Consider the following 12,468-nt stretch of genomic DNA (forward strand, 5'->3'; position numbering starts at 1 on the left):
ATAACTCATTATTCTTTTGAAAAAACTCAATAAAATCAATAAGTTAAAAAGAATAATGCGCATTTTTTAAACAGTTTTTTTGCACAATGTAGGAAGAATATCTAATAAAATCATATACTTACATTCCAGATCCTGTGTTAACTGATTAAAATTTGACTGATTAAATGTGTTTTGACAAAAATTCTACTTTTTAAGTATCGCTCTTACCATCTAACTAGCATTGATTTACCTACAAAATCGTAAAAGATTTCTAGATTGCGGATAAGAATCAGAAAAACTTAATTTTACCGCTCTATTTTTCATTTTATTTAAAAGCTGTAGGGTAATAGCCTGCCCCCTAAAATAATCAAAATTTGAGCTTTTTAGAGCGGTAGAAATTGATTTTTAAATACAACCTCTACATCTATCTTATTACATACTCTCTCGATTTGCTTTTTTTGGTTAATTTTTAACCAAAAAGCATTTTGAATGAAAATTATTTGTTGACCAATCATATTGATAGTGGAAAATTTATCAAACATTAAGAATAAGAAGCGGTTGTTTATGATTTTAACTTACATTTGCAAGAGGCTTTTCCTATGAAAAAATTACTATCAATCCTTTTCCTATTTCCTTGTTTATCTATGGCAAACTCAAGTGCAGAGGATTGCTTGAAAATTGATGATAAAGATAAACGTTTAGAATGTTATGACACTTATTTTTCCAACAACATTTCAAAATCAGTTTCAACTGATAGTACTAAATCTAACTTAAAACCTACAAAGTGGGTTCAAAAGTTCAAAGAAGACCCTATGACAGGAATAACTTCGCAAGTTGTTTCAATAGAGAGTGATAATACACACTCTTTCGGTTTCCCATATGAAGGAGCTCAAAGAGCAACATTACAAATTTATAATAGTGGAGAAAATACAGATGAATACTTATACTTTTATATTAAGAAAGGTCAAATACTTTGTAGAGAGCATTGTTCGCTTTATATAAAAATTGATAATAAAAAACCTTTTTTAGCAAAAGGATTTGAACCAGGTGACGGCAGTTCAAACTATACTTGGTTTCTATTAAGTGCTGAGAGTTTACGAGATATTTTAGGGGCTAAAAAGGTTCTTATTCAGCCTACTATATATCAAAATGGAGACCCTATTTTTGAATTTTCAGTAGAGAATAATCCATATAAACCTAAAAAGTCATATCTTAAGGCTGAGTTAAACGAGATGTTAATAAATAAAAAAACACCTCCTGAGTTAAAGGAAATTGCCAAAGAATCTAGCCCCTATATAGATAGTTTTGAAGAATGTATTAAAAAGGCAAAAACTAATATAGGGAAACTTAAACAAGGGGAATTTGGTAAGATTGAGAGTACTTACTCTAATTATGAGCAATTTACATATTTAGAGGAAAAAAGTAAAAATAAGATTAGCTATTATACATATGATGAAAAAACAGTTACACAAAATATCTGTGATAAAAAAGAAAACTTTTTTGGCTATATAACATATGAGTATAAATAGAAATTAGAACTTGAAAAATAGAATAGAAAATTTAACTTATGTAAAAATTCTATTCTATTTTTTCTTATCGGCTAAAGGCATTTATTTGACATATTTCGATAAAATTCCCCCACATTTGTAAAGCCTCTTTTCTTTGTGGAATATATTCAGCCTCATTATATACCCCTCTGATTCCTTTAATTGTGTGGGCTAAACACATTTCTATAACATCAGGTATTACGCCCTTCTCGTGCAGATATGTGCTAGCTATTTTTCTCATTCCGTGAGCGGTTTGACGATCTTTATACCCCATATTATCTCTAATAGCTTTATTAGCTGTTTGGCTATTCAGGTATCCATCTCTAGATCTTGAGCTATAAAATAAATAAGATTTATGGCTAGATAGTGATTTAATTTTCTTTAATAAAGACAATGCTTGTTTTGACAAAGGCACAATGTGAGATATGTTTTCATTTGCTTTTGTTTGTTTCATTTTATGAGCAGGAATTACCCACAATTCTTTATCTTCATCAATATCAGTCCATTCCGCTGTTACAGCTTCATTTGGTCTTACCATTGTTAGTAGTTGCCATTGAATAAGATATTTAGTTAGTAGATCTGTGTTAGAATTTATCAACTTATCAAAAAATTCAGGTAATTCATCAGGTTTAATACTTGGATTTTTCCCTCTTTTTAGTGGTTCAAATGCTGTTGCAATTTTGACACAAGGATTTAGTGGTATAAGAAATAAAGAATAAACAGCATAGTTTAATATGGAATTAAGTAATTTTACTGATTTCCTATACATTTCAGCTTTTCCTTGCTGGTAAGGAATTTCTAAGGCTTTTTTGGATAAGGCAGGTGTAATATCACTTATAGGGTAATTTGCTAGCGTAGGCAATAGGTAATTTCCAATAATTCCCCAATATTTTTTTAACGTTAGATCTTTTATTTTCCCTACCTTACTTTCTTTCCAACTCTCCGCCACACTCTTAAAAGTATTAGTTACCCGTGATAACTCATTTTTTTCTGCTTGTTCTCTATATTGTTTTGGATCTATCCCTTGAGCGATTAAAGTCAAAAATTCATCTCTCATATCTCTTGCTTGAGCGAGAGATATGCTAGGAAAATTACCTAGACTTATTTCATTTTCTTTATTGGTTATTGGTCGTTTATATCTAAATCGCCAATTTTTCACATCATTAGATTTTATTAGTAGAAACAATCCATTACCATCAATTAGCTTATAATTTTTTTCTTTCGACTTAGCGTTATTTACTTCCGTGTTTGTTAATGGTTTTGTCATTCTAGCCATAAAATCTCCATCAAGTTACAGACTCAATTCCCCAAATTTAATACACCTATTTTTAACTTATAGTCTATAAAGGAGTATAGGTTTCTCAACAGTTTTATTGACTGTCTCTCAGAGATAAATAAGGGTACAAATTTCTATATCCTAAACAAGGTACCCTTATTTGTACCCTTAAAGTTGGTGGTTGTCAACGTAAGAAAATGTAAGAATAAATAAGATAAAATAAGAGAAAGGGAATGAGATAACCTTATATCACAAGGATTTGGCTTATGTTAACGTAAGAAAAAAGAAAATAAAAAAAGACCGTAAAAAACGGTCTTTTTCAATACTGGTGCTCTGGGCGAGACTTGAACTCGCACGACCTGTGGTCACTACCCCCTCAAGATAGCGTGTCTACCAATTCCACCACCAGAGCGTTAATTTTTATGCTAATCCTATTTTATTGTGGGATATCGCTATTTTTATTTTCTTTCGCTGGAGCTGTTTGTTGTTGCTGAACTTGCTCTGCAGCTTGTGATAAATCGTCAAAAGCACCTTTTTGAATATTGCCTTTATGTGAATTCATGTTTCCCAAAACAAGAGCAATAACAAAAAATGCGGTTGCTAAAATCGCGCTAGTACGTGTTAAGAAGTTACCTGCACCAGCAGAGCCAAACATTGTACCTGATGCGCCACCACCAAAAGATGCGCCAGCGTTCGCTCCTTTACCTTGTTGAACGAGAATAAACCCGATCAAGGCAATCGCGACAACAACATAAATAAATAAAAGAACTTGATACATTTTTTCTCTCTAATTTGCAATTTTGCAAGAAAACTGGTCGTGAATGTTATAGAAAATTCAATTTTCTCGCAAGTGCTTTGCATAAAAAAAATATTAATTGGTTTAACTTTAATCAGTTTGACCGTTTGATTTACTCGATTTTTTTACCGCACTTTTAGGTTTGGTTCTATCGGATTTGATCATTTTAATGCGGCTTAATTGTCTTAATGCATTAAGATCTACAAAACGGACTAAATCAGGCAGCATTTGATTCAAGTTATGCATAAATTGCTGATAGGTTGCTTGTTTTTGACTAATGTCTGTGAGTTGCGATTCCCAATGGGCGGTCATATCTGGTTGGGTAGCAATATCTGGTAATGCCTGAATTAAAATTCTTCCAGTTTCTGTGCTATGAATATTTCGCCCTTTTTTCGTTAAAAAACCGCGTTTAAAAAGTAACTCAATGATGCCAGCGCGAGTAGCCTCTGTACCCAATCCATCTGTTTCTCGTAGGATTTTTTTGAGATCTTTATCCTGTACAAATCGAGCAATCCCCGTCATTGCAGAAAGCAGTGTGGCATCCGTGAAAGGTTTTGGTGGCTGAGTTTTTTTACTTATGACTTCTCCGCGTTCACAATACAAAATTTGTCCTTTCTTTACTATTGGTAATAAGGGTTCTTGATTTTCTGTGTCGTCTTCTTTGCCTAACAATTCTTTCCAGCCAGCCGTTTGTAAATTTCGCGCTTGGGCTATAAAAGTACCGCCGGCAATGTTTAATGTGATTTTGCTTTTACGATATTCTGCGTCAGGACAAAATTGCATTAAATATTGGCGAGCGATAAGGCTGTAAATATTACGTTCTTCTTGTGTTAGATTTACTGGACGATTTTTAGCCGTTGGAATGATTGCATGGTGAGCTTCTACTTTTTTATCATTCCAACAGCGATTTCGCTGTTCAGTTGAAATGACATTTGGTAAGACTTGATAAGCTTCACAATGGGTTGAAATTGCATTTAGTACATTGTGTCGTTCGGCAAAATGCTCTTCGGGTAAATAGCGACAATCAGAACGCGGATAAGTGATTAAACGATGAGTTTCATATAGGCGTTGGCACGTATCTAATACGGCTTGAGCGGACATGCCGAATCGCTTTGCTGCATCAATTTGTAACGCAGAAAGGGAATAAGGCAAGGGCGCCGTTTCTTTTTCACGAACGTCTTTGTATTCGGTTACTTCTGCAGATTGATTTGTAATACGTTTTACAACGTTTTCTGCTAATCCTTTAGAGAGCACCCTGCCGTCATCATCTTGGTAATCCTCACAAGCTTTGCTTGGTTGCCATAAGGCACTGAAAAGTGCGGTTGATTTTTCCTGAGTTTTTTCTTCTTTATTCTCTGGATTAATCCAAGCTAGTACTTCAAAGAAATCTTTCGGTTGGAAATGTTCAATTTCCAAATCCCGACGTACAATTAAACCTAGCACTGGGGTTTGTACTCGGCCAACAGAAAGCACGCCATCATAGCCAGTTTGTCTGCCACGAATGGTATAGGCTCTTGTCATATTGATGCCGTAAAGCCAATCGGCGCGAGCTCGTGCGAGTGCAGATGTGGCTAGAGGAATAAAGTTACGGTTTGGTTGTAATTTTTTAACCGCTTTTTCTACCGCACTTGGATTTAGGTCGCTAATCAAGCAGCGTAAAATTTTATCGCGTTTTTCGGCAGATAAATTGGCATAACTGAACACTTCATCGACAAGTAATTGTCCTTCTCTATCAGGGTCTCCTGCATTAACAAGAGTATCGGCTTGATGGATTAGTTTTTCCACCACAGAAAGTTGTTTTTTTACTTCTTTTCGCGGTAAAAGTTGCCATTTTTCAGGAATGATAGGGAGATGTTCTAAACACCATTGTTTGAATTTAGGATCATAGGCATCGGGTTCTGCTTGCTCGAGTAGATGCCCTACACACCAAGTTACCACATCATTATCGCCACATTTTATAAAACCATCCCCACGTTGATGGGGTTTGGGGAGCACATCAGCAATAGCTCGAGCTAAGCTTGGTTTTTCGGCGATAAATAAACGCATAATGGTATGAGAAGATTAGTCGATTTGACGACGACCTAGAAAAGAGTGAGTAAGCGTTGTGCCGTCCACAGTTTCCAGTTCACCACCGACAGGAATACCATGAGCGATACGACTTACTTTGATATTGTGCTGGCGACACATTTCAGCGATGTAGTTTGCTGTCGCATCACCTTCCACTGTTGGATTTGTTGCAAGAATCACCTCATGGAAAGATTCTTCTACTAAACGTTTTTGCAGTAAATCTAAACCAATTTCACGAGGACCAATACCATCAAGTGGCGATAAGTGTCCCATTAAGACAAAATAACGTCCTGAAAATTGCCCCGTTTGCTCAATCGCTTGAATATCTGCTGGCATTTCAACGACACAAAGCAAACCTGAATTTTGACGGCGTGGATTATTGCAAATGTTGCAAGTGTCTTCTTCTGTAAAGTCTCGACATTGTGAACAATGGCCAATTTTAGACATGGCTTCTATGAGTGCTCGAGCTAAATTCATTCCACCGCTACGATTACGTTGTAAAAGATGATAAGCCATACGTTGCGCAGATTTAGGCCCTACGCCTGGAAGACAACGTAAGTTTTCAATAAGGAGTTCTAAAAGTGGACTGCTTTGCATAGTGTTTATGATGGGAAAATATAAAATGGTATATGAGGTATCATATACCATAATTTAAATTATTTTGCTGAAAGACGAGCTCTTTCGGCATCTAATAATAGATGACGCTTTGCTTTTTTAGCATTTAAACAAATGAGATCATTTGGATGAATTTCACCATTCTTACATTGATAGAGATATTTTTCTAATAGTGTTTGATCTGCCTTAAACTGTTCCACAGTGATCACATCTTTACTAAAAGTAAAAAAGAAAAATGAGACAATTGCAATAAATAGTTTTTTCATTTAGCACCTCTGTCTTTTATCCAACAAATTAAAATGGAAACTTCATTCCTGGAGGTAATGGCATTCCAGCAGTAACCGATGCCATTTTTTCTTTTTGTAATTCTTCTGCACGACGTACCGCATCGTTAAAAGCGGCCGCGATTAAATCTTCTAACATTTCTTTATCGTCTTCCATTAAAGACGGATCAATGTCAATGCGACGGCAGTTATGTGCACCATTAATTGTGATTTTCACTAAACCTGCACCAGATTCACCCGTTACTTCTAGTTGCGCGATTTCTTCCTGCATTTTTTGCATTTTTTCTTGCATTTGTTGGGCTTGTTTCATTAAGCCGCCTAAACCGCCTTTTCCAAACATAATGTTATCCTTTATTAAGTCAAAAATTGACTGCATTCTAGCGAAAAAATTAATTCTTGGGAACAAAGAAATTAATACATGACGCTTGTAAAATCAGTGAAAAATTTAATATTTATCGCATTGAATCATAAAGATGATGGTAATAAAAAATCTAATAAAATATAGAACCAAGAAAAAGCGAGGATTTCAAAAACTTAATCAATTATCTTTTATTTAAAGTAATTTAGATACGTATCTTCTAAACGGAAACCCTCACATTTCATTCATCATCAACCTATTTTTTCAATGCCCCCATTATTCCTCTCATAATTTGCTTGGTAATTTGATTTCGAATATTTCGCCCTACAGACTGCGCAACACTATTTACAATTTGTTCAGTTGGCGATAATTTTTCACCGCGCTTTTGCGTACCAAAAATCATTCGGCTCAAACTACCTAAGAAGCCGTTTTCTTCTTCCGCTTGGGCTTGCTCTGCTTGTTTTTGTTGTACCGCAGATAAATCCGCTTGAGCAGTTAATACTTCAAAGGCAGATTCATTATCTACATATTCTTTATAATACGCATAAAGATCATCATCTTTCACCCAAGCATTACGTTCGTCTGTCGTTAATGGTGAAAGCTGACTTTTTGGCGGATAGATATAGGCAATTTCAACTGGCGTTGGCATGCCTTTTTCATCTAAAAATGATACCAATGCTTGTCCCACTCCAAGGGTTGAAATGGTCTCGACGACATTCACAGAAGGGTTTGCTCGGAAAGTTTCTGCAGCTGATTTTACAGCTTTTTGATCGCGAGGAGTAAATGCACGAAGAGCGTGTTGAACACGGTTACCTAACTGCCCTAATACGGTATCTGGCAAATCAAGTGGATTCTGCGTGACAAAATAGATTCCCACACCTTTAGAACGAATCAAACGCACAACCTGTTCTACTTTTTCCACTAGTACGCTCGGCGCACCATCAAACAATAAGTGTGCTTCATCAAAAAACATGACAAATTTAGGTTTCTCAGGATCTCCCACTTCTGGCAGTTGTTCAAAGAGTTCTGCCATCAACCATAATAGAAATGCGCTATACATTCTTGGGGAATTAATCAATTTTTCAGAATTGAGTACATTAATCACCCCTCGCCCATCGCGAGTTTGCATCCAATCATCTAGATTCAATGCTGGCTCACCAAATAAATTCGTTGCGCCTTCATTTTCAAGTGTCAGTAATGCTCGTTGGATTGCACCAACACTTGCAGTCGAAACATTGCCATACTCAACTTGGAAGGTTTTCGCATTCTCTGCAACATATTTCAGCATTGCACGAAGATCTTTTAAATCAATGAGCAATAAACCTTTATCATCTGCCACACGAAATACCAGGTTTAATAATCCTTCTTGCGTAGCATTTAAATTCAATAAACGAGAAAGCAACAACGGGCCCATTTCAGAAATAGTTGTTCTGAGAGGAATGCCAGTTTGGCCAAAAACATCCCAAAAAGAAACAGGATAGCCATTGAGATAACTTTCATTGCCTAACCCGAACTGCTCAATTCGTTCAGCAATTTTGCCCTGAAATTGACCGCTCTTTACTAAGCCAGAAAGATCGCCCTTTACGTCTACTAAAAATACCGGTACCCCATCATCACTGAAGGCCTCTGCCATTTTACGTAATGTGACAGTTTTACCCGTACCTGTTGCGCCAGCAATAAGGCCATGGCGGTTAGCCATTTTGGCCGTGATGCCTAGGATTTTACCTTGTTCTGTGCGAGAGAGATCGTATTGCATAAATGAATATCCTTTTGTTTTTTTGTTGTAACGAATAATAAGTAAAAAAAGAAGTGCGGTCAAAAAGTTAAACGTTTTCGGTTATAATTCCACGAAAATTTTTTCTAGAACAATAAAAAATCAAAATGGATGCAAAAATTTTAGTTATAAAAGTGGGACAAGTTGAAACCCTAACCTTTTCAGATGGAAGCGTATACGAAAGCGCAATTCGTAAGAAAACCGTACCATCGGTAAAAATTCATTCTCTTGGTGCAGAAGGAAACGACGTGGGTTTGAAAAAACATCATGGTGGTGTGGATAAGGCGCTATTTTTTATGTCGGCAGATTCTTTTAATGAATTAAATGCTTTATTAAATAAAGATTTTTCTTATATGGAAACTGCTACATACGGAGAAAATTTTGTCGTTTCAGGCTTGAATGAAGACAATGTTTGCATTGGTGATCGTTATCAAATCGGCTCAACCATTTTAGAAGTGTCTCAGCCACGTAAACCTTGTGAGCGTTTATCAAAAAATACGGAAAACGAAGAAACTCGCGATATTGTTTATCAAACTGGGCTCAGTGGATGGTATGTTCGCGTCATTGAAACGGGAGAAATTAGACAAGGTGATGAATTGAAATTGCTCGCGCGCCCTTATCCGCAAGTAACAATTCGTCATTTAAATCGCTTGTTATCTGCACCCGAAAATGAAGTTGAGCTGGAAGCAGCATTAGATATTGAAGTATTAGCTGAAGCCTTTAAACGATCAATTCGATCACAAGTATCGAAATTCAAACAACAGGGATAAATATGTCAGAAATTTCAACCGCACTTTCAGAAGGCTGCCCATGTCAATCTGGTCATCATTACGCAGATTGTTGTGGCAAATTTCATTTGAGACAAGCATTCCCCGAAACGGCAGAACAACTCATGCGTTCACGTTATACGGCTTATGTTTTAAAAAATATACCTTATATTGTTGCAACAACTGTGCCAAGCCAACAAACTTTATTAGAAACTCATCTATTGCAAGAATGGGCTGACAATACTACATGGCTGGGATTAGAAATCTTAAAAACAGAAAACCTCACAAAAACTCAAAGTGCGGTGGAATTTAAAGCTATTTTTCAAGGCGAAGAGGAAGAACTAACCCATCAAGAGCGGTCAATTTTTGTGAAAATTGAAAACCGTTGGTATTTTATTGATCCGACCGTATCCTTGCCTACAATGAAACAACCTTGTGTATGTGGTTCTGGTAAAAAATTTAAACATTGCTGTGGGGGATTTTTATGATTTCATTGAAACAATTTAGCCAGATCTTTTGGAAACGTTTTTCAGAAAATAAACTCAACCAAGCTGCTGGCGCACTAACTTACAGCACGATGCTTGCTATCGTGCCAATGGTGATGGTGATTTTTTCTATATTCTCTGCCTTTCCTGTATTCAATGAAGTAACAGGAGAATTGAAAGAAATGATTTTCACCAATTTTGCGCCATCAGCGAGTGATATGGTAGGCGAATATATCGATCAATTCGTCTCAAACTCAAAGAAAATGAGTGCGGTGGGAATTGTAAGTTTAATTGCCGTTGCATTGATGCTAATTAATAACATCGACCGAACCCTTAACAGCATTTGGCATGATACCAGTATTCGCCCTATTTTTACCTCTTTCGCGATTTACTGGATGATTCTGACTTTTGGACCTCTCCTTATAGGTACAAGTATAGGGATTAGCTCTTATATAAAAGTGATGTTTGAACAATCAGAAACACTTTCGCTCGGTGTGAAATTGCTCAGTTTACTCCCTTTCTTTTTCACATGGTTTATTTTCACATTGATTTATACCATCGTGCCAAATAAGAAAGTGGATACAAGATATTCTGCTTGTGGTGCGCTTATTGCCGCGATTTTCTTTACACTCGGTAAACAAGCCTTTACTTGGTATATCACTACATTCCCTTCTTATCAACTAATCTATGGCGCAATGGCAACATTGCCAATTATGCTGTTGTGGATTCAGATTAGCTGGTTAGTTGTGTTAGTCGGGGCGCAATTATCTGAAGTATTAGGAGAGTTAAAAGAATAAAAATAAAAATAGAAAGACCGATTATCAATATCGGTCTTTTTTATTTAGCTATTTTGCAATCTTTAAGGTTTGATAGAGATAATGACGATAGTCGTTCACGAATGCAGGATTAGAAGAATCCTCCAATTTTCCGTGACTTAGTTTACACATTGCCATATTCGCTTTCATAAATTCATCTTCTGCTGATAATCCAGCTACATTCATCAAGACGCCTCCGGCAAAAGCGAGATCTAAAAAATGTTGCTCTTGCTTAAATTGGCTCGCACAATTACTTCTTACAACAAATTGTGTTACATAATCAGGCTGTGCATAATCCCCTTTCTTCAGAGGGGTAACATTATCAAATGCTACTTGGTGATCACCGAAATACCCTAGAACAAAAGGCTTTTTACGTTCATGTAAATAGTTATTCATTCCTTCAATCGCATCATTCAAAGCGACAATACGTTGAGTATAGTCATTCAATGCAGAAATACTTTTAGCCCCTAAATTAGGCATTTGAAGATTAAATGTATTTTCCATGCCCAATTCATATGGGCCATGTTCTCGCATAGTCAACACATAAACAAACATCGGCTGATCCACATTTTCTAATGCAGGATGCTGTTTTTCCAAAATCATTCGGGTGTACTTCATCATTTCTTCACTACTAATATCCCAAAGATTTTTACTAATAGGCGCTGGATAGCCAAGGTCTTGCGGCTGTAACATCAAATCAAAACCGAAATGATCATAAGCGGATTTCGCATTGTAGTTACCTTTTGTAAAAGGCGATAAGGCAACACAAAAATATCCTTGTGCTTTTAGATTTTTCACTAAACCTGATTGCAAGTGCGGTACAACAGAATAAAAAACGCCACTTGCTAACGCGCCAAAATCGGTCGAAGGCACGCCTGCTAAAAAAGCAAATTCTGATTTCCAAGTTGCGCCAGCAAAAGTATGTACACGCAACGGCGAAGCAAATACCGTATTATTTTGAAGTTCAAACATGGAAAGTGGTGGAATAGATTGCTGACTAAAAGCAAATTGATGAGGGTTCAGCGTGGATTCCATTAATGTTACAACAATATCGGGTTTTGTTTCAGATACCTTGTTTGTATCAAATGAAAGTGCGGTCATTTTTTCAATAAAATTTTGGCTATTGCCATCAAAATTTGGCACTTTAAAAAAAATACCGCGGCAAGACATTGGTAAATTTAAAAACACATCACGACCATCATCGGGCAAAGAATCTAACCAAACTTGCACCGCACTTGGCTTTTTAGAATAATGCCACATCAAGCTAAAACTAACGATAAACAATAACGCCCCAATGCTGTTACCTAATAGCCCTAAAGACTCGACATCATTAAAACCCAAAATCGCATAACCTAATAACGCAAGTAACCCAATAACGCCAAACAACGCACCTTTATAATGAATTAAGGTTTCCCAATTTCGCCAATCCACCACAAGAAAGAAATCTGAAATTAACAAAGGCTGTTTGTAATAATGAATTTTTAAACGGTGAAATAACATCAGTACCACAAAAAGCACAGATGAAAAATTTAAAGCACGTTGCCATTGGCCGGAAACCATAAGCATGCCACCAAATAAAAAAGTAAAAAGCGTAATAGCAAAGAAATAAGTCCAACGATAATGGGAGTTTATGATAAAAATCACTGCCGCAATCGTGAATAAAGCTAAGAAAATATAAGCGATCATGAATTTTCCCTATGATGCA

The 12,468-nt window shown here is 36.2% G+C and carries 12 protein-coding genes and 1 tRNA gene; 4 read left to right on the top strand and 9 right to left on the bottom strand.

Annotated elements, in window-relative coordinates; genetic code table 11:
* Positions 1–578: 578 nt before the first annotated feature.
* Complete coding sequence (locus tag KP710_RS06360) at positions 579–1,508, top strand: hypothetical protein (protein ID WP_111407719.1); 930 nt, start codon at positions 579–581, stop codon at positions 1,506–1,508.
* Between the two features lie 64 nt (positions 1,509–1,572).
* Here the strand turns inward: KP710_RS06360 and KP710_RS06365 are convergent, their stop codons facing one another.
* The 8 genes from KP710_RS06365 to KP710_RS06400 form a co-directional block, all read right to left on the bottom strand.
* A complete protein-coding gene (locus tag KP710_RS06365) occupies positions 1,573–2,802 on the bottom strand; it encodes a tyrosine-type recombinase/integrase (protein ID WP_111407720.1) in 1,230 nt (409 codons plus the stop codon).
* Positions 2,803–3,128: 326 nt separating this feature from the next.
* Positions 3,129–3,214 (bottom strand) — tRNA-Leu (locus KP710_RS06370).
* 24 nt (positions 3,215–3,238) lie between these two features.
* Positions 3,239–3,580 carry a preprotein translocase subunit SecG gene (gene secG / locus KP710_RS06375; protein ID WP_021034373.1) on the bottom strand — a complete coding sequence of 114 codons (342 nt, stop codon included), beginning with the start codon at positions 3,578–3,580 and terminating at the stop codon, positions 3,239–3,241.
* Between the two features lie 108 nt (positions 3,581–3,688).
* Entirely contained in the window at positions 3,689–5,644 is a 1,956-nt protein-coding gene (locus KP710_RS06380; RefSeq protein WP_111407721.1) for a DNA topoisomerase III, read from the bottom strand.
* Between the two features lie 15 nt (positions 5,645–5,659).
* Positions 5,660–6,262 carry a recombination mediator RecR gene (gene recR, locus KP710_RS06385; RefSeq protein ID WP_111407848.1) on the bottom strand — a complete coding sequence of 201 codons (603 nt, stop codon included), beginning with the start codon at positions 6,260–6,262 and terminating at the stop codon, positions 5,660–5,662.
* Between the two features lie 59 nt (positions 6,263–6,321).
* Positions 6,322–6,546, bottom strand: a complete 225-nt coding sequence (locus tag KP710_RS06390) for an EexN family lipoprotein (protein WP_111407722.1) — start codon at positions 6,544–6,546, stop codon at positions 6,322–6,324.
* Positions 6,547–6,574: 28 nt separating this feature from the next.
* The gene (locus KP710_RS06395; RefSeq protein ID WP_005629464.1) at positions 6,575–6,904 is read right to left on the bottom strand and encodes a YbaB/EbfC family nucleoid-associated protein; all 330 of its coding nucleotides are present in this window, start codon (positions 6,902–6,904) and stop codon (positions 6,575–6,577) included.
* 274 nt (positions 6,905–7,178) lie between these two features.
* Positions 7,179–8,678 (bottom strand): helicase HerA-like C-terminal domain-containing protein, encoded by a 1,500-nt coding sequence (locus tag KP710_RS06400; protein ID WP_111407723.1) that lies wholly within the window; start codon positions 8,676–8,678, stop codon positions 7,179–7,181.
* Between the two features lie 125 nt (positions 8,679–8,803).
* Between KP710_RS06400 and KP710_RS06405 the strand changes: the two genes are divergently transcribed.
* Genes KP710_RS06405 through KP710_RS06415 form a run of 3 tightly spaced genes read left to right on the top strand, consistent with a single transcriptional unit; the run spans position 8,804 to position 10,745 of the window.
* Positions 8,804–9,466, top strand: a complete 663-nt coding sequence (locus tag KP710_RS06405; protein ID WP_111407724.1) for an MOSC domain-containing protein — start codon at positions 8,804–8,806, stop codon at positions 9,464–9,466.
* Positions 9,467–9,468: 2 nt separating this feature from the next.
* The gene (locus KP710_RS06410; protein ID WP_111407725.1) at positions 9,469–9,951 is read left to right on the top strand and encodes a YchJ family protein; all 483 of its coding nucleotides are present in this window, start codon (positions 9,469–9,471) and stop codon (positions 9,949–9,951) included.
* Positions 9,948–10,745: a virulence factor BrkB family protein gene (locus tag KP710_RS06415; protein WP_111407726.1), complete on the top strand. Its 798-nt coding sequence runs from the start codon at positions 9,948–9,950 to the stop codon at positions 10,743–10,745. The genes KP710_RS06410 and KP710_RS06415 overlap by 4 nt, the downstream gene beginning before the upstream one ends.
* A 48-nt stretch (positions 10,746–10,793) precedes the next feature.
* On the opposite strand, the gene lpt6 is transcribed toward KP710_RS06415, so the two are convergent.
* Positions 10,794–12,449 carry a phosphoethanolamine transferase Lpt6 gene (gene lpt6 / locus KP710_RS06420; RefSeq protein ID WP_111407727.1) on the bottom strand — a complete coding sequence of 552 codons (1,656 nt, stop codon included), beginning with the start codon at positions 12,447–12,449 and terminating at the stop codon, positions 10,794–10,796.
* Between the last annotated feature and the right edge of the window lie 19 nt (positions 12,450–12,468).

The sequence above is a fragment of the Haemophilus sp. SZY H35 genome (assembly GCF_018829705.1).
GTDB lineage: Bacteria > Pseudomonadota > Gammaproteobacteria > Enterobacterales > Pasteurellaceae > Haemophilus > Haemophilus haemolyticus_K.

What these genes read in the sequence shown, in the direction of transcription:
- KP710_RS06410 (WP_111407725.1), top strand. Translation starts at nt 9,469, where the DNA reads ATGTCAGAAATTTCAACCGCACTTTCAGAAGGCTGCCCATGTCAATCT.
- recR (WP_111407848.1), bottom strand. Translation starts at nt 6,262, where the DNA reads ATGCAAAGCAGTCCACTTTTAGAACTCCTTATTGAAAACTTACGTTGT.
- KP710_RS06360 (WP_111407719.1), top strand. Translation starts at nt 579, where the DNA reads ATGAAAAAATTACTATCAATCCTTTTCCTATTTCCTTGTTTATCTATG.
- KP710_RS06390 (WP_111407722.1), bottom strand. Translation starts at nt 6,546, where the DNA reads ATGAAAAAACTATTTATTGCAATTGTCTCATTTTTCTTTTTTACTTTT.
- KP710_RS06395 (WP_005629464.1), bottom strand. Translation starts at nt 6,904, where the DNA reads ATGTTTGGAAAAGGCGGTTTAGGCGGCTTAATGAAACAAGCCCAACAA.
- secG (WP_021034373.1), bottom strand. Translation starts at nt 3,580, where the DNA reads ATGTATCAAGTTCTTTTATTTATTTATGTTGTTGTCGCGATTGCCTTG.
- lpt6 (WP_111407727.1), bottom strand. Translation starts at nt 12,449, where the DNA reads ATGATCGCTTATATTTTCTTAGCTTTATTCACGATTGCGGCAGTGATT.
- KP710_RS06400 (WP_111407723.1), bottom strand. Translation starts at nt 8,678, where the DNA reads ATGCAATACGATCTCTCTCGCACAGAACAAGGTAAAATCCTAGGCATC.
- KP710_RS06365 (WP_111407720.1), bottom strand. Translation starts at nt 2,802, where the DNA reads ATGGCTAGAATGACAAAACCATTAACAAACACGGAAGTAAATAACGCT.
- KP710_RS06415 (WP_111407726.1), top strand. Translation starts at nt 9,948, where the DNA reads ATGATTTCATTGAAACAATTTAGCCAGATCTTTTGGAAACGTTTTTCA.
- KP710_RS06380 (WP_111407721.1), bottom strand. Translation starts at nt 5,644, where the DNA reads ATGCGTTTATTTATCGCCGAAAAACCAAGCTTAGCTCGAGCTATTGCT.
- KP710_RS06405 (WP_111407724.1), top strand. Translation starts at nt 8,804, where the DNA reads ATGGATGCAAAAATTTTAGTTATAAAAGTGGGACAAGTTGAAACCCTA.